Annotated in this window: 22 protein-coding genes; 5 read left to right on the top strand and 17 right to left on the bottom strand. The window is 71.6% G+C overall.

What is annotated here, in order from left to right; genetic code table 11:
* Positions 1–13: 13 nt before the first annotated feature.
* The 8 genes from ODJ79_RS08070 to rsmD form a co-directional block, all read right to left on the bottom strand.
* A complete protein-coding gene (locus ODJ79_RS08070; protein WP_263022690.1) occupies positions 14–1180 on the bottom strand; it encodes a mannosyltransferase family protein in 1167 nt (388 codons plus the stop codon).
* An 8-nt stretch (positions 1181–1188) separates the two neighbouring features.
* Positions 1189–1929, bottom strand: a complete 741-nt coding sequence (gene rnc / locus ODJ79_RS08065; RefSeq protein ID WP_263022689.1) for a ribonuclease III — start codon at positions 1927–1929, stop codon at positions 1189–1191.
* Entirely contained in the window at positions 1922–2908 is a 987-nt protein-coding gene (locus ODJ79_RS08060) for a phosphate acyltransferase PlsX (protein WP_411267286.1), read from the bottom strand. The genes rnc and ODJ79_RS08060 overlap by 8 nt, the downstream gene beginning before the upstream one ends.
* A 22-nt stretch (positions 2909–2930) precedes the next feature.
* Entirely contained in the window at positions 2931–3104 is a 174-nt protein-coding gene (gene rpmF, locus ODJ79_RS08055) for a 50S ribosomal protein L32 (RefSeq protein WP_020518010.1), read from the bottom strand.
* A gap of 5 nt (positions 3105–3109) precedes the next feature.
* Positions 3110–3676 carry a YceD family protein gene (locus ODJ79_RS08050; protein ID WP_263022688.1) on the bottom strand — a complete coding sequence of 189 codons (567 nt, stop codon included), beginning with the start codon at positions 3674–3676 and terminating at the stop codon, positions 3110–3112.
* A gap of 78 nt (positions 3677–3754) precedes the next feature.
* Positions 3755–4252: a hypothetical protein gene (locus tag ODJ79_RS08045; protein WP_263022687.1), complete on the bottom strand. Its 498-nt coding sequence runs from the start codon at positions 4250–4252 to the stop codon at positions 3755–3757.
* A 133-nt stretch (positions 4253–4385) separates the two neighbouring features.
* A complete protein-coding gene (gene coaD, locus ODJ79_RS08040; protein ID WP_263022686.1) occupies positions 4386–4865 on the bottom strand; it encodes a pantetheine-phosphate adenylyltransferase in 480 nt (159 codons plus the stop codon).
* Positions 4862–5425 (bottom strand): 16S rRNA (guanine(966)-N(2))-methyltransferase RsmD, encoded by a 564-nt coding sequence (gene rsmD, locus ODJ79_RS08035; protein ID WP_263022685.1) that lies wholly within the window; start codon positions 5423–5425, stop codon positions 4862–4864. The genes coaD and rsmD overlap by 4 nt, the downstream gene beginning before the upstream one ends.
* Before the next feature lie 522 nt (positions 5426–5947).
* Between rsmD and ODJ79_RS08030 the strand changes: the two genes are divergently transcribed.
* Entirely contained in the window at positions 5948–7432 is a 1485-nt protein-coding gene (locus tag ODJ79_RS08030) for an LPXTG cell wall anchor domain-containing protein (protein WP_263022684.1), read from the top strand.
* A 150-nt stretch (positions 7433–7582) separates the two neighbouring features.
* On the opposite strand, the gene ODJ79_RS08025 is transcribed toward ODJ79_RS08030, so the two are convergent.
* The 3 genes from ODJ79_RS08025 to ODJ79_RS08015 are packed head-to-tail and all read right to left on the bottom strand — an operon-like array spanning position 7583 to position 11723.
* Positions 7583–7921: a DUF952 domain-containing protein gene (locus ODJ79_RS08025; protein ID WP_263022683.1), complete on the bottom strand. Its 339-nt coding sequence runs from the start codon at positions 7919–7921 to the stop codon at positions 7583–7585.
* Complete coding sequence (gene recG / locus ODJ79_RS08020; RefSeq protein ID WP_263022682.1) at positions 7918–10110, bottom strand: ATP-dependent DNA helicase RecG; 2193 nt, start codon at positions 10108–10110, stop codon at positions 7918–7920. Before recG ends, ODJ79_RS08025 begins: the two co-directional genes overlap by 4 nt.
* Positions 10107–11723, bottom strand: coding sequence for a DAK2 domain-containing protein (locus tag ODJ79_RS08015; protein ID WP_263022681.1), 1617 nt, complete (start codon positions 11721–11723; stop codon positions 10107–10109). The genes recG and ODJ79_RS08015 overlap by 4 nt, the downstream gene beginning before the upstream one ends.
* A 157-nt stretch (positions 11724–11880) precedes the next feature.
* On the opposite strand from ODJ79_RS08015, the gene rpmB reads away from it, so the two are divergent.
* Complete coding sequence (rpmB, locus tag ODJ79_RS08010) at positions 11881–12072, top strand: 50S ribosomal protein L28 (protein WP_030436140.1); 192 nt, start codon at positions 11881–11883, stop codon at positions 12070–12072.
* 54 nt (positions 12073–12126) lie between these two features.
* Here the strand turns inward: rpmB and ODJ79_RS08005 are convergent, their stop codons facing one another.
* The gene (locus ODJ79_RS08005) at positions 12127–12585 is read right to left on the bottom strand and encodes a GNAT family N-acetyltransferase (RefSeq protein WP_263022680.1); all 459 of its coding nucleotides are present in this window, start codon (positions 12583–12585) and stop codon (positions 12127–12129) included.
* Positions 12586–12628: 43 nt separating this feature from the next.
* Positions 12629–13567 carry a thiamine-phosphate kinase gene (locus ODJ79_RS08000; RefSeq protein WP_263022679.1) on the bottom strand — a complete coding sequence of 313 codons (939 nt, stop codon included), beginning with the start codon at positions 13565–13567 and terminating at the stop codon, positions 12629–12631.
* Positions 13568–13679: 112 nt separating this feature from the next.
* Between ODJ79_RS08000 and ODJ79_RS07995 the strand changes: the two genes are divergently transcribed.
* On the top strand, positions 13680–13913 hold the full coding sequence (locus ODJ79_RS07995; protein WP_030436143.1) for an Lrp/AsnC ligand binding domain-containing protein: 234 nt from the start codon (positions 13680–13682) through the stop codon (positions 13911–13913).
* Positions 13914–13916: 3 nt separating this feature from the next.
* The gene (locus ODJ79_RS07990) at positions 13917–14555 is read left to right on the top strand and encodes a DUF3515 domain-containing protein (RefSeq protein ID WP_263022678.1); all 639 of its coding nucleotides are present in this window, start codon (positions 13917–13919) and stop codon (positions 14553–14555) included.
* On the opposite strand, the gene ODJ79_RS07985 is transcribed toward ODJ79_RS07990, so the two are convergent.
* Positions 14549–15643, bottom strand: a complete 1095-nt coding sequence (locus tag ODJ79_RS07985; protein WP_263022677.1) for a D-alanine--D-alanine ligase family protein — start codon at positions 15641–15643, stop codon at positions 14549–14551. The two genes, ODJ79_RS07990 and ODJ79_RS07985, sit on opposite strands and share 7 nt — an antisense overlap.
* Positions 15644–15751: 108 nt before the next feature.
* On the opposite strand from ODJ79_RS07985, the gene ODJ79_RS07980 reads away from it, so the two are divergent.
* Entirely contained in the window at positions 15752–16243 is a 492-nt protein-coding gene (locus ODJ79_RS07980; RefSeq protein WP_263022676.1) for a hypothetical protein, read from the top strand.
* Here ODJ79_RS07980 and ODJ79_RS07975 read toward each other — a convergent pair.
* From ODJ79_RS07975 to ODJ79_RS07965, 3 genes are read right to left on the bottom strand one after another with little or no spacing between them, the layout of a single operon-like run.
* Positions 16240–16920 (bottom strand): hypothetical protein, encoded by a 681-nt coding sequence (locus ODJ79_RS07975; protein WP_263022675.1) that lies wholly within the window; start codon positions 16918–16920, stop codon positions 16240–16242. The two genes, ODJ79_RS07980 and ODJ79_RS07975, sit on opposite strands and share 4 nt — an antisense overlap.
* Positions 16917–17780 carry an ABC transporter ATP-binding protein gene (locus ODJ79_RS07970; protein WP_263022674.1) on the bottom strand — a complete coding sequence of 288 codons (864 nt, stop codon included), beginning with the start codon at positions 17778–17780 and terminating at the stop codon, positions 16917–16919. The genes ODJ79_RS07975 and ODJ79_RS07970 overlap by 4 nt, the downstream gene beginning before the upstream one ends.
* Positions 17777–18133, bottom strand: a complete 357-nt coding sequence (locus ODJ79_RS07965; protein ID WP_263022673.1) for a GntR family transcriptional regulator — start codon at positions 18131–18133, stop codon at positions 17777–17779. Before ODJ79_RS07965 ends, ODJ79_RS07970 begins: the two co-directional genes overlap by 4 nt.
* Between the last annotated feature and the right edge of the window lie 38 nt (positions 18134–18171).

The following is an 18171-nucleotide window of genomic DNA, read 5'->3' as shown; positions in this document are numbered from 1 at the left end:
GACGGTCTCCCTTTCAGAGCGTGTAGGGCCAAATGGCGACCAAGTAGGCGCCATACCAGAGGCCGAACGCCGCCCACGCCACGATCGACAGCACCGCGACCCGGGGGCGGGCGCGCGCGGCCGCGACGGCGGCGGGCAGCAGCGTCAACAGTACGGGCAACAGCAGGCGTGGCTTCGAGTGGTAGAAGCCGGCCTGGCCGTACACCAGCACCATGGCCACCACCCCGTAAACCGCGAGCGGCAGCCAAGGCTTCCCGGCCAGCGCCACCCCGGCCGCGGCGAGTGCCACCAGCAGCATCAGCGCCACGCTCATCGGCACCCAGCCGTCCCCGGTGGTCAGCGTCTCGCGCAGGAACTGCCAGGTGCTGCGCCCGAAGTCGAACGAGGTGCCCCAGCCGGCGGTCTGGATCCGGAACCAGGCGGCCGGGTCGCCGACCCGGGCGCCCACCCAGATCAGGAACAGCGGCACGCCGGCCAGCGCGACCACGGCGGCGAGCACCGGCTGCCACGCCTTCCTCGGCGACTCCCGCACCGCCATGACCGCGGCGACCGCCAGGGCGAGCGCGGCCGCCGCGCCGGTCGGCCGGGTCAGCGCGCAACCCAGGCCGAGCAGCCCGGCCGCCCACCACACCTTGCGGTGGGCGGCGGCCAGCATGCCGGCCACCAGGGCGATGAAAAGCGCTTCCGTGTACGCCATGGACAGCACCACCGACACCGGGGCGCTGCAGCAGATCGCGACCAGCGCCCAGCCGGCCCGCTTGCCGTACAGGGTGGTGCCGAGCAGATGCAGGGCGACCGCGGCGCCGATCGAGGCGAGCCAGCTGACCCCGATCGCCGCGGTCTGCGCGCTCACGCCGAGCGCCGCCACGCCCCGGATGAGCATCGGGTAGAGCGGGAAGAACGCGAGCTCGTTGCCCTCGAGCTGGTGCTGCGGGCCGTACGTGTAGCCGTGCGGATAGCCGTTCACGGCGACCCGCAGGAACCAGCCGCCGTCCCAGACCAGCAGGCGGCTGCGCAGACTCTCGCCGTCGCCCGAGGCGTGCCCCAGCCAGGCCAGCATGAGCAGCTGGGCGATCCGGGTCAGCGCGAAGATCCCGACCGCGGTGAGCACCCCGCGCCAGGCGCCGGCCAGCTCCCAGAGCGGCCGGTCCTGCGCCCGGACCGGTCTCTCCTCCGCCACGGCCACGCTCACTGGTCGGCTTCGTCGTCGGGCTTCTCGGCGCCGCGGTCGTTCAGCGTGCGCCACGCCGCCGCCGCGGCCCGCTGCTCGGCCTGCTTCTTGCTGCGCCCCTCGGAGCCGCCGTACCGCTCGCCGGCCACCACCACCCAGGCGGTGAAGGTCTTGGCGTGGTCCGGGCCGGAGTCTTCGATCACATAGTCCGGCACGCCCAGCCCGAGCGCCGCGGTCAGCTCCTGCAGGCTGGTCTTCCAGTCCAGCGCCGCGCCCCGCCCCGCCGACTCCACCATCAGCGGGTCGAACAGCCGATGGATCACCTCGCCCGCCACGTCCAGGCCGTGCTCCAGGTAGATCGCGCCGAGCAGCGCCTCCAGCGTGTCGGCCAGGATGCTCGCCTTGTCCCGGCCGCCGGTGGTCTCCTCGCCCTTGCCGAGCAGCAGGTGCGGGCCGAGGCCGTGCGGGCCCAGGGCGCGGGCCACGTCGGCGAGCGCGTGCATGTTGACCACGCTGGCGCGCAGCTTGGCCAGCTGGCCCTCGGGCAGGTCAGGGTGGTTGTGGTACAGCGCCGAGGTGATCACGACGCCGAGCACCGAGTCGCCGAGGAACTCCAGGCGCTCATTGGTGGGCAGGCCACCGTTCTCGTACGCGTACGAGCGGTGAGTGAGCGCGCGCTCGAGCAGGGACGGCTCGAACGGGATGCCGAACGCCTCCTCGAGCGGTGCGGTCGATGGCCGGCGACGCTTGTCACTCATGGGTCACCTCGTTGTGCGGGATCAATTCGGCCATCGCCGCGACGGCGGCGCGGCGGTGCAACCTGGCGGCGAGGGCGATACCGGCGGCCACGTCGGCGCCGGAGGCGGCCCCGTGGCAGACGACGACGGTGCCGGCGACGCCGAGCAACAGGGCGGCGCGCGGCGGAACACCCGCCGGCCCGCCGGGCGGACCGAGTCGGCCGTACGCCGTCTCGAGGCCCTTGAGCAGGATGTTTCCGGTGAAGCCGTCGGTCACCACGACGTCCGCGGCCGCACCGAGCACGACGTCGTGGCCCTCGACCAGCCCGATGTAACGGGCGCCGGCCGGCAGGTCGAGAGCGGCGAGCAGGTCGGGCGCGGCCCGGCGCAGCCGGTCGCCCTTGCCGCGCTCGGTGCCGATGGTGAGCAGGCCGACCCGGGGCTCGACGACCTCGTGCACGACGGCGGCGTACGCGGCGCCCAGCCGGGCGTGCATCGCGAGGGTCGCCGCGTCGGGGTCGACCGCGGAGCCCACGTCGAGGAGCACGAGCCGGCCGGCGGCGGTGGGCAGCACGGCGGCCAGTGCCGGACGGCGGACCCCGGGCCAGCGGCCGAGCGCGCGGGCGGCCGAGACGACGATGGCCGCGGTGTTCCCGGCCGAGAGGACGGCGTCGGCGAGGCCGTCGGCGACGGCGCGCAGCACGGCCCGGGCGGCGTCGTCGGGGTGCAGCTCGACGGCCGGCATGGGCAGCATGCCCACCCGGTTGCGCTCGGCCGGTGCGACGGCAGCGAGAACCGCGTCGGCCGCCTCATGCGTGCCGACGAGAAGGAGGTGGAGGGACGGGTCGTCCTGGAAGGCGCGCAGAGCGCCGTCAACCACGACGGCGGGAGCGTTGTCCCCGCCGAGGAGGTCGACGGCGATCCGCGCGGTCACCGGCTCCGCGGAGGGAGCCGGCGCACCGGTGGTCCGCCGTTGCCCAGGAACGACCCGCCCGGCGATCGGGCGCGTCACTCCGCGAGGCTCAGACCTCGAGGACCTGACGGCCGTTGTAGGTCCCGCAGACCGAGCAGGCCGTGTGCGGCAGCTTCGGCGACTTGCACTGCGGGCACGCCTGGGTCGCGACCGCGGTCGCCTTCCAGTTCGCCCGGCGGGACCGGGTGTTGCTGCGCGACATCTTGCGCTTGGGGACGGCCACGGTAGTTACTCCTCAGTCTCGTTCAGGTTCCGCAAAGCGGCCCAGCGGGGATCGGCAGCCTCGTGGCTGTGATCGGCCGGGAGGTCGTCGAAATGCACCCCGCACTCGGGGCACAAGCCTGGGCAGTCCGGCCGGCAGAGCGGGTTCGTCGGCAAGGTCAGCACGATCGCATCCCGTACCGCCGGCTCCAGGTCGATCAGGTCGCCCTGCATCCGGCCCACCTCGTCCTCGTCGGTCGTCTCCTCGGTGGTGCTGTCCTCGTAGGCGAACAGCTCCGCGATGGCGACGTCGAAGGACTCGCTGATCTCGTTCAGGCAGCGCCCGCACTCGCCGGTGAGCGAGCCACGGACCCGGCCCGAGATGTACACACCCTCGGAGACGGAGGTGAGCTGGAGATCAAGCTCGAGATCCGATCCTTCGGGTACGCCGATCAGCTCCAGGCCGAGGTCCGCCGGCGCCGGGGTCACCCGTTCCAGGGCACGCGTCGCACCAGGCTGCCGGGGAAGCTTCGTCGTGTCGACGACCAGCGGCTGCCTGGGATCCAGGTGACTCTGCACAGGTGACTTGGGCATCATGAACTCTCAGCCATGGGTAGGCCGACGTAAAAGGCTACCTGAGCAGGTCCCGCAGCGTCGAATCGCCCCCGAGGATCAGAAGGGCAGGGGCCGTTCGGTGTCTTCGCCCTGAAATGTCCCGATCTCCCGGAGGGCGTGCATCTTGTCCCGGCCGCGCTCGATCGAGGCGAGTGCCCGGGTGAGGAACTGCTCGAAGTTGGCCAGCGCGGTGTCGACGTAGTCGTCGACCTCCTCGCGCAGCCGCTGGGCCTCGGTGCGGGCCTCGGCGATGATCCGGGCGCCCTCGTGCTCGGCCGACACGGTGATCTCGTTGACCGAGACCAGCCGGGCGTGCTCGGCCTCACCCTCGCTGACGATCCGGTCGGCCTCCCGGCGGCCGGCCTCGATGATGCGGTCCCGCTCGTCGAGCACCGCCGCGGCCTTGCGGATCTCCGACGGCAGCTCGGAGCGCAGGGCGTCGAGCATCTCGATCATCTCGCCGCGGTCGTACATGAAGTTCGTCCGCGACATCGGGACGGAGCGCGCGTCCTGGACGCGTTCGATGATCTCGTCGATGCTGTCGAGCGGATCCACCGGTGCTCACTCCTGTCATCATCCAACCGCCCGCCCGCCGCCCGCGAACGGACTGGAGGCAGCCCACGACGCTGCGTGGGTGCGATCACGGTACTGCCTTCACGACGGTCCGGATTTCGGCACGCCGAAGGTCTCAGTTCTGCTTGAGCCGGGTGACCAACCGCTCGCCGACGAAGTCCGGCACGTACGCCGATGCGTCGCCACCCCACTTCACCACGTCTTTGACAAGGCTGGACGAAAGGAAGGAGTAGAGCGGATTCGTCGGCATGAACAACGTCTCCACGCCGGACAGCCCGATGTTCATCTGCGCCATCTGCAACTCGTAGTCGAAGTCGCTGACCGCGCGCAGCCCTTTGATCACCACCGCGGCGCCCTGCGACCGGCAGAAGTCGACCAGCAGCCCGTGGAACGAGGCCACCCGGACGTTCTCGTACGCGGCGGTCGCCTGCCGCAGCATGTCGAGACGTTCCTCGATGGTGAACAGGCCGGTCTTCGACTGGTTGATCAACACTCCGATGATCACTTCGTCGAACAGCCGGCTGGCCCGCCCGACGATGTCGAGGTGGCCGTTCGTGACCGGGTCGAAGGAGCCGGGACACACCGCACGTCTCATGATCGGCGACCGTACCAAATAGTGGTCTCCCCGTAGCGTCGGCTGCGGTCGGCAGTGATGCCGTCCACCCAGCTCAGCGGATCACCCCGGCTCGAGCGCTCGACCGCCACCACGGCGTCCGGCACCAGCCAGCCCCCGGCCAGCAGGGCCTCCTGCAGCTGAAGGATCTCGTCGTCGTCGACCGCATACGGCGGATCGGCGAACACCACGTCGTACGGGCCGCCGTCGGGCGGCCCGGCGAGCACTTGGGACACCTTGCCGGTGATCAGCCGAGCGGCCGAGCCGACCCGCAGAGCCACGATGTTGTCGCGGATGACCCGGGCCGCCCGAGCGTCCGATTCGACCAGAAGAGCATGGTTCGCGCCGCGGGAGAGCGCCTCCAGACCAACCGCACCGGATCCGGCATAAAGGTCGGCAAACCGCGCTCCGGACAGGTCGGTCATAGAGTCCAGGGCGCTGAAGAACGCCTCACGAACACGGTCCGAAGTGGGCCGAGTGGAGGCACCGGCCGGCGCGGACAGCCGCCGGCCGCCGTGCGCGCCGGCAATGATCCTGGTCATGCCGCTGCACCGGGTCTGTTGAGTAGCACGACTTGAAGCTACTTCAACACTTACTGACCGCAATCAAAGAGTGAACAATTCCCCTTTGGCCGGACACGCTCGGCAGTCGCTCCACACCCCTCGGTGCATGGAAGATCACGAATCGACAACAACAGTTTTAAGCGTCTCTGAGGCATTTCCCAGATTCATCTGAGTCGCTAGGGTCATCCAGCGTTGCACGTAGTTACGGCTGCGTGTCGACGACGTTGGGGAGGCGTCGTCGACGGCCTCGCCCCAAGTCCGGCGTCGGCCCGCCGCTTCCTCGCCGCACCTTGACCACCACAGGAGTTGGCGTGAACCTGCACAGGACCCGCACACGGCCGTCGCCTCGGCCGGCCGCGGTCCGTGCGCGCCGCCGCTCCCTCCGCCCGCACAGCCGCCCGGCTCGGCGCCCCTAGTACACGGCAACACCCCGGGGCCCGCGCCGGCCAAGACGGTGCGACCCCAGACCCTCTGTCCCCCTCAGATGGAATGGAGTTCCCCTTGCGGAAACCGCTCCTCCTCCGCACCGCGACCGTCCTCGCGGGCGCCGTGCTCGGCATGGCCGGACTCACGGCGTTCGCCGGTCCCGCCAGCGCGCACGACGCCGACGTCAAGGGCGCCACCCAGTGTGTGAACGGCAAGAACCAGGTCACCTGGACGATCACCAACGACTGGGTGGACACCGACGGCGCCAAGGTCGAGAACCTGAAGCTCCCGGCCGGCGACACCCCCGTCCAGGTGGGCAACGCGGAAGCGACCCTCCACGAGGGCACGGTGCTGCTGCCGGCGACCCACCAGGGCGACTCGACCGTCCAGTTCACTCAGAACGTCGACCAGGCCGACAGCGTCACGCTGTCCTTCGACGCGCGCTGGTCGGACTGGGTGGATCACGACAACTCGGCCACGGTCACGCTGATCAAGGACTGCCAGCCGCCGGCGCCCAAGTGCGTCGAAGCCGACCAGGCGCGGTTCAACCACACCTTCGTGGTGGACAAGGACGGCGCCACCACCGTCATCAACCTGAACGACGACGTCAACCTCTGTGACGACGTCGCGGTGCCGGTCACGTCGGTGTCGTACTACGCGCCGAAGCCCCAGTTCAGCGTGCCGCAGTACCTGTTCGACAAGGACAGCGGCAAGATCACGAACAAGGACCGCACGCTGAAGCTGCACGTCGACATCCCGCCGTGCTTCACGCAGGTGGACACGTTCTTCGGCACCGAGGACGACATCCTCCAGACCATCACCGACAACGGTCCGCGGTACGGCGACAAGAAGCTCGGCTCGCCCGGCGCGCCGGGTAACCGGTCGAAGGGCCCGCAGGCCTGGTACAACGGCGGCGACAAGTCCTGCGTCACGCCGGACAGCACCGCGATCCCGTCCTGCGACGGCTCGCAGGCGATCAACCTGTCGAACAACGGCAAGTACGACCAGACCTTCACCGTGAAGTACGGCGACCAGGTCAAGACCGTGGTCGTCAAGGCCGGCAAGGGTGAGACCGTGACCGTTCCGGCCGGCGCCGGCACCGTCACCGTCAGCGCCGAGGGCATGGACGACCAGAAATACACCTGGACCGCTCCGAAGGACTGCCCGCTGCCGACCGTCGCCCTCGTGAACGACTGCACGACGGTCACTGTCACGGTGACGAACCCGAAGGGCGTCGTCCCGGCGGAAGCCACGATCACCTACGGCGACCAGACCAAGAAGCTGACCGTTGCGGCCGGCTCCTCGGAGAAGGCGACCTTCGACGCCGGCACCGCGACCTACGCGACCATCAAGATCGCGGGTCTCGACAAGGAGATCAAGGCCGCGCTGAAGGAGCTGGTCTGCGCCACGCCCACCACCGGCGGCGGCGCGGGTGGCCCGGTTCTGCCGATCACCGGTGCCGCGGCCGGCACCATCGCCGGAGTGGCGGCGCTGCTGCTGGCCGTCGGTGGGGTGCTGTTCTTCTTGGCCCGCCGTCGCAAGGTGAACTTCACCGCCTGACCACGGCATTGAGAAGAGGCGCGTCGGCCGCAAGGCCGGCGCGCCTCTTGCTATTCCACCGACTCTCTCGGCGAGCGGGCTCTTTCGTCGTGCCGGTTCCTTGAGCGCGCCGGCTGCCTCAGCGCGCCAATCCCTTGAGCGCGCCGGCTTTCAGCGCAGTGGCGCGAAAGTGCCGTCTTCGCCGGGGAGGTATTCCCGCGCCGAGACGACCGCCGAGGTCGGCAGCGCCGCGTACAGATGCGGGAAGAGCGCGCCCTCCGGGTGCGGCGGGTCGCCCTCCTCCCAGACCACCGGGGTGGGCAGGCGGTCCTCGGCGATCTCGAGCAGGAGCAGGTCGGTGCGGCCGCGGAACAGCATCGTCGCGGGCAGGTGCACCCACTCCTCGGCCGAGCAGTGAATGAAGCCGTCGGTGGCCAGCGTGTCGCCCTCGTAGACGCCGGCGGCCAGCGCCTTCGCCCAGGCGTCGCGCGGGCAGATGTGCAGGATCATCCCTTCTCCAAATACTCGGCGCGCTCCTCGTCGACCAGCGCCGCGACCGAGGCGGCCAGCGCCGGGTGGCCGGCCAGGTCGGGATCGCCGGCGATCAGCTCGGCGGCCTCGGTGCGGGCATCGGTGATCAGCTTGGCGTCGTGCAGCAGCGAGAGCAGCCGCAGGTGCGAGTGGCGGCCGGACTGGGAGGCGCCCAGCACGTCGCCCTCGCGGCGCTGCTCGAGGTCGATCTCGGAGAGCCGGAAGCCGTCGGTGGTGGAGGCCACCGCGTCCAGCCGCTCGCGGGCCGCGGTGCCCTCCACCGAGTCGGTGACCAGCAGGCAGATGCCGGGCGCCGAGCCCCGGCCCACCCGGCCGCGCAGCTGGTGCAGCTGGGAGACGCCGAACCGGTCGGCATCCAGGATGACCATGACGGTGGCGTTCGGGACGTCGACGCCGACCTCGATCACCGTGGTGGCGACCAGCACGTCCAGCGTGCCGCCGGCGAAGGAGCGCATCACCGCGTCCTTCTCGTCGGCCGGCATCTTGCCGTGCAGCATCCCGATGCGCAGGCCGTGCAACTGGTCGGCTTCCAGCTCGGGCAGCACCTCGGTCACCGCCAGCGGCGGGCGGCGGCCCGGGTCGTTGTCGGCGGGAGGCTCCTCGTCCTCGTCGGCGCCGCCGGTGCCGATCCGCGGGCAGACCACGTACGCCTGGTGGCCGGCCTTCACCTCCTCGCGCAGACGCTGCCAGGCCCGGTCGAGGAAGGCCGGCTTCTCCGGCGGGACCACGTGCGACGCGATCGGCGACCGGCCCCGCGGCAGCTGGGACAACGTGGAGGTCTCGAGGTCGCCGTAGACGGTCATGGCGACCGTGCGCGGGATCGGCGTCGCCGTCATCACCAGCACGTGCGGCGGGCGGGCCGCCTTGGCGCGCAACGCGTCGCGCTGCTCGACCCCGAACCGGTGCTGCTCGTCGACCACCACCAGCCCGAGATCCTGGAAGTCGACCCCCTCGTAGAGCAGGGCGTGCGTGCCGACCACGATGCCGGCCGTCCCGTCGGCCACCTTGGCCAGTGCGGCCCGCCGGGCGGCCGCGCCGAGCGAGCCGGTGACCAGGGTGAGCTGGGTGCCGGCCGGGTCGCCGTCGATCTCGCCGGCCCGGCCGAGGGCGCCCAGCTGCTCGCGGATGCCCCGGAAGTGCTGGGTGGCGAGCACCTCGGTGGGCGCGAGCAGGGCCGCCTGGCCGCCCGCGTCGACCACCTGGAGCATCGCCCGCACCGAGACCAGCGTCTTGCCCGAGCCCACCTCGCCCTGCAGCAGCCGGTGCATCGGGTGCGGGCGGGCCAGGTCGGCGGCGATCTCCTCGCCCACCTGCCGCTGGCCCTCGGTCAACTCGTACGGCAGGGCCGCGTCGAATTTCGCGAGGATGCCGCCCTCGACCCGGGGCCGTGCGGTGCCCGGCGCGGCGGCCGCGCGCGCCCGGCGCTGCACCAGGGTCAGCTGCACGGCGAAGGCCTCATCCCACTTCAGCCGGTATTTCGCGGCGAACAGCGCCTCTTTCGCGCTGGGGCGGTGGATCTCGCGCAGCGCGGTGCCGATGCCGACCAGGTTGCGGTTGGCCCGCACGGCGGGCGGCAGCGGGTCGGCCGGCGGCTGGAACGTATCCAGCACCGTGCGGACGCACTTGGCGATCACCCAGGTCGGCACGGCCTGCGCGGCCGGGTAGACCGGGATCAGCGCGCCGGCGAACTCCTCGATCTCCTCGGCGGCCTCGTCCTGCGTGGCGTCGACGGAGAGCAGCTGATAGGCCGGGCCGTTCAGCTGGCGCTTGCCGCGAAAGTCAGTGATCTTGCCGGCGAACAGGCCCCACCGGCCGCGCCGCAGGTCTCGCTCGCGCCAGGCCTGGTTGAAGAAGGTGCAGGTGAGCGTGGCCCCCGAGCCGTCCCCGACGCTGATCTCCAGCATGGTGCCCCTGCGGGCGCGCATCGGCTTGACGCTCACCGACTGCACCTGGGCCAGCAGCGTGACCTGCTCGCCGATCCGCAGGTCGCGCATGTCGGTGTGCTCGCCGCGCTCGTCGTACCGGCGCGGGAAGTGATAGATCAGGTCGCCGGCGGTGTGCAGGTCGAGGTGGGTGGCGAGCGCCTTGGCGGTGCGCTCGCCGAGCACCTTGCGCAGCGGGGTCGTGGTGGTCGTCGGGTCGCTCATTCCACTCCAACCAGCAGGTGGTACCGGGGCTGGCCGCCCGCGTAGCAGGCCAGCTCGACGAACGGCCAGGCCTGCGTCACGTGGCCGCGCAGTTTCTCCTCCAGCACCGGCGGGGCGTCGGCGCCGAGGACCAGCGTGGCGAGCTCGCCGCCGCCGCCGAGCATCCGGTCGAGCAGCCGGCGGCTCACGTCCTCGAGGTCGACGCCGATCACGTGCACCTCGCCGTCGACCAGGCCGAGCAGCTCGCCGGCCCGGCACGGCCCGGCCACCGTGAGCGAGTCGCGCTGGGCGGTGCAGACCTCGCCGTACCGGCAGGCGCCGGCCGCCTCGGCCATCGCGATGACGTCGTCGGCGAACGGGCGGCCCTGGTCGCGGACGGCCAGCGCGGCCAGCGCCTGCACCGGCGAATGGGTCGGCACCACGCTGACCCGGACCCCGGCCGCCTCGGCCTCGCGGGCCGCACCGGTGGCCACGGCATGCGTATTCGCGTCGTTGGGCAGCAGCACGACGCAGCCGGCGCCGCTCGCGGTGATCGCGTCGAGCATCTCGCGGACCGACGGGTTGCGCCCGACCACGGTGGCGCCCTCGGCCTCGAAGAGCGCGGTGAGACCGTCGCCCGCCGCCACCACGACGGCGGCGCGGCCCTGCGCCGGCGCGGGTTGACCCCGCCCTTCGCCGGGGCGGCGCCCAGCGGGCGGTGCCTCGACGGCGTGCGGGCCGCTGGGCTCGAGCGGGGTGACGCTAATCCGGTGCGGCCGGCCGGCGGCGACGCCCGCCTCGACCGCCGGGCCGATCTGGGCGGCGCTCACGTGGACATGCACGTTCCACGTGCCGTCGCCGGAGCCGACCACCACCAGCGAGTCGCCGAGCTTGTCGAGCGTCTCGCGCAGGACCGCCACCGCGGCATCGTCGGAGTCGAGGAGGTATTGCACCTCATATCCGAAATATTCCGCCACGTCGGCCATGGTGGGCGGCGGAAGCATGGCCGCCAGGGGCGCCCCGGTCAGCGCCTCGACCAGCGCGTCGAGCAGCAACACCAGCCCTCGCCCGCCGGCGTCGACCACCCCGGCCCGGGCCAGCACCGGCAACTGCTGCGGGGTGCGGGCCAGCGCCTCGGTCGCCGCCTCGGTCGCCGCCCGGGCGACCGCGACCAGGTCGTCGGACGCGGCCCGGCCGGCACCCTCGGCGGCGGCCGCCACCACCGACAGCACCGTGCCCTCGACCGGGTGGGCGACCGCCGCATAGGCCGCCTCGGAGGCCAGGCGCAGCGCCCGGGCCAGCTCGGCGCCGCGCACGGTGACCGTGGAGGCGAGAGCGTCGGCCATCCCGCGCAGGATCTGCGAGACGATCACGCCGGAATTGCCCCGGGCGCCCAGCAGGGCACCCCGAGCCATCCGGCGCAGCGCGCTGCCGACCGGCGGCGCCTCCGCCGCGGGCGCCTCGTCGAGCGCCTGCTGGGCCGAGGTGAGGGTGAGCACGAGATTGGTGCCCGTGTCGCCATCGGGGACGGGATAGACGTTCAGCTCGTCGATCTCGTGCTGGTGGGCGCGGAGCGCGGCCAGGCCACCACCACACCAACGGTGCACCGCGGCGGCGTCCAGGGTCTCCAGCACGCGAAAATCGTACTGTCGCCCCCTGACAATGTCGGCGGACCGCTCCCTGACCGGGGGCGATTGGCTGTTGGCCGGAGGCATCGGGTAACCTTGCCGGGTTGCCTGCGCGATGACCGCTGGGCGCCTTCAAGTTTCGTTTCAAACTCAGGAGTACCCCGTGGCTAGCGTGTGCGACGTCTGTGGCAAGGGACCGGGCTTCGGCCACAACGTGTCCCACTCGCACCGGCGGACCAACCGCCGCTGGAACCCGAACATCCAGTCGGTGCGCACCCCCGCCGGTGGCGGCACGACCAAGAAGCTCCAGGTCTGCACCTCGTGCATCAAGGCCGGCAAGGTCGTCCGCGCCTGAGCTGAGGCTCATCACACTTCCGCCGCCGGGCCGTTGGCCCGGCGGCTACGTGTGTCAGAGGTCCTTGGCGAAGGACAGCACGTCCGCGTAGTCCTTGTAGTAGCCGAAGTCCTCGATCCGGGCGTACCCGGCCGTCTGGTAGAGCGCGATCGCCTCCGGCTGCCGGTCCCCGGTCTCCAGGATCAGCCGGCGGCAGCCCGCCGCCCGCGCCGACTCCTCGATGGCGGTCAGCAGCCGCCGGCCCAGCCCCCGCTTGCGGGCCGACTTGGCGGTGAACATCCGCTTCAGCTCGGCGTCCTCGTCGTGCCGCCGCCAACCGGCGCAGCCGACCAGCCGGCCGCCGTCGTCGGCCACGAAGAACGCGCCGTTCGGCGGGGTGAAGTCGTCCGTGGCGATGGGGGTGTCGTCGCCGCTGCCGCCGTACCGCTCGGACAACTCGTTCAACACGTCCACCAGCAGCGCCTGCACCGCCGGGTCCGCGAAGTCGACCATCCTGATCTTGATCTCGTGCACCCGACGACTCTAGGCCGCTCCGGCCGGACCGGCCCAGCCGCGGTCAGCGGAAGTGATCCCAGCCGGTGGCGCCGCTCCACGGCTTGCGGTCGACGGTCACCCCGGCGCCGTCGTGCACCGTGCCGATCTCGTGCCACCCCTCCGGCAGCGCCGTACCGGCCGGGAACGTCGCGGCCAGCGCGTGATCCTCGCCGCCGGCGAGCAACCACTGGTACGGGTCGACGCCCAGCGCCGTGGCCGCGTCCCGCATCGCCGGGGGCACCTCGAAGGCGGCCGTGTGCACGTCGATCGCCACCAGGCTGGCCGCGGCGACGTGCCCCAGGTCCTGCAACAGCCCGTCGGATATGTCGATCATCGAGGTGGCCCCGGCGGCGCCCGCCCGGGGACCGGCGGAGTACGGCACCTCGGGCCGGCGGTACGCGTCGACCAGCAGCTTGGGCGTGCGAAATCCACGGGACAGGATGGTGTACCCGGCCGCGGCATGCCCGGTACGCCCGGACAGCGCGAGAACGTCGCCCGGATGGGCCCCCGACCGGAGCACCGGAGCCCGGCCGCCCAGGTCGCCCAGCGCCGTCACCGCCACGGTGAGCGTGGGGCTGGACGACATGTCCCCGCCCACCACCGCGGCCCCGACCAGCGCCGCCTCGCCGGACAACCCGGCCGCCAGCTCCTCGGCCCAGGCGACGTCGAGGTCTGCCGGCGCGCAGAACGCGACCAGCAGCGCGGTCGGCTCGGCGCCCATCGCCACGATGTCGGCGAGGTTGGCCGCGGCCGCCCGGTGACCGATGTCGGCGGGGGTGGACCAGTCGCGCCGGAAGTGCCGGCCGTCGACCAGCACGTCCGTGCAGGCCACGACCCGGCCGTCGGGCGCGGCCACCACGGCGCTGTCGTCGCCCGGGCCGAGCAGGGTCTTCGAGCCGGCGCCGAGCCGGGCAACAACCCGGGAAATGAGACCGAACTCGCCGATCTCGGCAATGCTCACCGGTACGGCCATCCCTTCTGACAGAGGTCCCCACGGTGGCGTCCCGCAGCCAAGTGGATTCTTACGGTAGTTTCACGTTCTGGTTACGGCTGGCTGCGGATGGGAGCGGATAGTGGTCCAGGCATACATCCTGATCCAAACAGAGGTCGGAAAGGCCCATGACGTGGCCGTCGCGATCGGAAAGATCCCCGGGGTGATCCGGGTCGACGCGGTGACCGGCCCGTACGACGTGGTGGTCCTCGCCGAGGCACACACCGTCGACGACCTCGGCGGCCTCATTGTGAGCAAGGTCCAGAACGTACTGGGCATCATGCGGACGCTCACCTGCTCCGTGGTAAACCTCTGAGTCATGGTCGACGTGGAGACGCCTGCGCAAACCCGGGCACCGGACCGGACGACGCGCAGCGCCGCATTGCTGGCCGCCGCGGTCGCCGTGCCGATCGCCCTGGTGGCCGGTCTCCTGATCGTCTGGAAGTTCATGCCGTCCGGCGACGCCGCGACGCCGGCGCCATCCGCGAGCGCGCCCGTCGTCGTGCCCGGCACCGCGGTGCGGATGGCGGCGCCCAAGCTCGACGCGCACACCGGCCAGGTCTGCCTCGCGGTCACCTCGCAGCTGCCGACGACGCTGCGCGACCTGCCCGGCCGCAAGGTCACCGAGGGCCCCGAGCAGAACGCGGCCTGGGGCGAGCCGCCGATCACGCTCGCCTGCGGCGTCGCCCAGCCGACGATGTGCGAGCGGGTGGACGGCGGGCATCCCGGCTGCGTGCCGCTGGACGCCACGATGTACGCGATGAACGGTGTCTGCTGGTGGGGCGAGCAGGGGCCGGCCGCCAACGTCTTCACCACGATGGACCGCGAGGTCGCCGTGCGGGTGACCGTGCCGGGCAGCTACCAGCAGGCCGCGCAGTGGGCCAACGAGTTCTCCGATGCCGTGGTCAAGACGGTGAGGTCGAAGGCGGCGGGCGTGCCCACCGGCTGCACTCAGTGAAGACCGGTGCCGCGCCGTAGCGCGGTGCGGATCAGCCGGTCGACCACCTTCGGGTATTCCAGTCCGGTGGCCGCCCACATCAGCGGGAACATCGAGGTCGGCGTCATGCCCGGCATCGTGTTGATCTCGTTGAGGTAGATCTGGTGGTCGGCGGTGACGAAGAAGTCGACCCGGGCCAGGCCGGCGCAGTCGAGCGCGACGAAGGTGCGGCGGGCGTACTCCTGCACCCGGGCGGCGACCGCGGCGGGCAGGTCGGCCGGGATGTCGTAGCGGCCGCCCTCGAGGTACTTCGCCTCGAAGTCGTACCAGTCGTGCTCGCCCACGTGGATCTCGGCGAGCAGCGACGACTCGGGCGCGCCGCCGGCCTCGCCCTCGAGCACGCCGCACTCGATCTCGCGGCCCACGATCGCGGCCTCGACCAGCACCTTGGGGTCGATCCGCCGGGCGGCGGCGATCGCGGCGTCCAGGTCGGCCCAGTCGGTCACCTTGGTGATGCCGTGCGACGAGCCGGCCCGCGACGGCTTCACGAAGACCGGCAGGCCCAGCCGCTCCTTGTCGGCGTCGCTGAGCGAGGCTCCGGCGCGCAGCACCGCGTACGGCCCCACCGGGATGCCCTCGACCGCGGCGAGCTTCTTGGTGAACTCCTTGTCCATGGCCGCGGCCGAGGCGAAGACGTTGGCGCCCACGTACGGGATGCCGGCCATCTCGAGCATGCCCTGGATGGTGCCGTCCTCGCCGTACGCGCCGTGCAGCACCGGGAAGACCACGTCGACGCCGGCCAGCGAGGAGATGCCGTCGGCCGGGTCGCGCACGATCAGCTCGGTGGCGGTCGGGTCGGCGGCGAGCACCACCGCGCTGCCGCTGGCCGTGGTGATCTCGGGCAGCTTGCGGTCGCTGATCGCCAGGGTGGCCGGGTCGGCGCCGGCGAGCACCCAGGCGCCCTCGCGCGTGATGCCGACCGGGACCACCTCGTACTGGTCCGGGTCGAGGGCCCGAAGAATGCTCCCGGCGCTCACGCACGAGATGGCGTGCTCGGTGCTGCGACCACCGAACACGATCGCGATGCGGGTCTTCCGGGGAGTCGTCACTTTTCTTCGTGCCTCTCGCTAGCGGTCATGCCGGGGGGAACCCTACTCTGCGTTAGCCACTCACGGGTTCACCCGTCCGCCGCCACGGGACAAGGGAACAGCGAGTCAATGACTGCATCACTCCACGTGATCGCCGGGATGGGTTCCGGCCAGCTTGCCACCATCGCACATCCGCGCGGAGACGGCTGGCCGGCCGAGCGACTGAGCGAGCTCGCCGACACCGGGGTCACCGTCCTGGTCTCCGCCCTGACCACCGCCGAGCAGCAGCGGCTGGGGCTGGGCGGCACCGCCGCCGAGGCCGCGAGGCTGGGCGTGGAGTTCGTGTCGTTCCCGATCGCCGAGGGCGGCCTGCCCCGGGACGAGGCGGCCAAGGTGGTGGGGCTGGCCGGCCGGCTCGCCGCTCACGTCCGGGCCGGGCGCTTCGTGGCGACCCAGTGCTTCGGCGGCATCGGCCGCTCGACGCTGCTGGCCTGCACGACGCTGGTGCTACTGGGCATCGGCCCGGGTGACGCGCTGCGCCGGGTGACCGGCGGCTCGGAGATGCCGGTCACCCGCGATTGGCTGCACGAGCTCTCCGCCCAGCGAGCGGTGCACCTCTAACCGGCGGTCCGGCGGATGGGTACGTCGCCGATCGCGCGGTGCAGGGCCCATGCCACCAGCCCGGTGGCCGCGAGCGACAGCGGCAGCCCCACCGGGTAGGGCACGCCGTGCGGCAGGCCGCCCCACTCGTCGAACCCGAGCAGCCAGTCCGCCACCACGGCCGGCACCGCACCGGCCACCATCACCGCGAGCCCGGTCGGCGGCCGCCATCGGTAGAACCCGGTCGCGATCATCGCCCCGGACACCAGGTAGGCCAGCGAGATCGGCAGCTGCTGGCCGAACCGCAGCAGTGCGCCGCCGGCGGTCCAGACCGGGTATCCCGACCCTTGCCCGCCCACCGCCGCCAGCACCGCGCTCTCGATCCCGTGCCCGAGCGGCACGGCGACGGCCCAGGCCACCGCGAGGACCAGACCGAACGCGGCCGCCCCGGTGAGGAACTCGTGCCGGGTCGCGCCGTTGACCACGAACTGCCGCAGGTGCATCGCGACCACGATGATGCCGATCACGAGGATCCAGTACTTCGCGGCCTGCCCGCCGAGGGTCAGCCACATGCTGAATTTGAGGTCGGTGAACCGGGCGACGACGGCCGTCGCGACCGCGTCGGCCAGCACGATGATGACCGCGAACGGGATGATGATCGGCCGGTAGAGGCGGAACAGGGCCTGGTGGACGCTCATCGGGCAACCCCCGTCAAGTGGATGAACAGATCCTGGATGCCGACCGGGCCGAAGGTGAGCCCGGCCGACTCGCCGCGTTGCCGGTCGGCGAATGAGGGGCGCCAGTCGAGAGTGACCGCGCGTACGCCGCCGAGGCTCTGCTCGCCGAAGACGGTGCGACCGGTCACGAACTCGTCCACCGCCGCGGCCGGCCCGGTCACGGTGACCCCGCGGCCGCGCAGCTCGTCGGTCTCCTGGTGCAGCAGCAGCCGGCCGCGGTCGATGATGATCACCCGCTCGAAGAGGTCGGCCACCTCCTCGATGAGGTGCGTGGAGAGGATGACCGTGCGCGGGTGGGCCAGGTAGTCCTCGAGCAGCTCGCGGTAGAACGCGGCCCGGGCCACCGCGTCCATGCCCAGATACGTCTCGTCCAGGATGGTCAGTGGGGCCCGCGAGGCCAGCCCGAGCACCACGCCGACCGCCGACTTCTGCCCGCGGGAGAGCGACGAGGCCCGCTTCCTCGGGTTGATCTCGAAGAGGTCGAGCAGCTTGGCGGCGTAGTCGGCGTCCCAGTTCGGGCGCATCCAGCTCGCGAAGCACATCAGCGAGCGGACCTTGTCGGAGTCGTTGGTGTCGAGGGTGTCCCGGATGAAGCAGGTCTGCCGCATCACCGCCGGGTTCTCGAACGCGTCCCGGCCGTCCACCCGGACCGTGCCCGACGACGGGCGACGGAACGAGGCGAGGACGCTGAGCAGGCTGGTCTTGCCGGAGCCGTTGCGCCCGAGCAGGCCGTAGATCTTGCCGGTGGGCAGGTCGAGGTCGATGCCGTCGACCGCGACGGTCGAGCCGTAGCGCACCGAGACGTCGCGCAGCTCGATCATCGGGCACCGCCGAGGTGCCGCACGATCTCGTCGACCTCGACGCCGATCCGCTCGGCCTCGGCCAGCATCGGGTCGACCACGTCGGTGAAGAACCGCTTGCGGCGCTCCCGGCGCAGCCTCTCCCGCGCGTCGGGGCTGACGAACATGCCGATGCCGCGCTTCTTGTAGAGCACGCCCTCGTCGACCAGCTGGGCGAAACCCTTGGCCGCGGTGGCGGGATTGATGCGATAGAAGGCCGCGTACTGGTTGGTGGACATGACCTGTTCGTCCTCCTCGAGGGCGCCGCTCAGAACGTCGTTCTTGATGCCGTCGGCGATCTGCAGGTAGATCGGGCTGCGGTCGTCGAATGCCACCGAGCCTCCCTAGTTCTGCGGTTCATTACTCATGTAAT

The organism is Actinoplanes sp. KI2, assembly GCF_025630775.1.
Lineage (GTDB): Bacteria > Actinomycetota > Actinomycetes > Mycobacteriales > Micromonosporaceae > Actinoplanes.
This window is presented reverse-complemented; position numbering and strand designations above follow the sequence as displayed.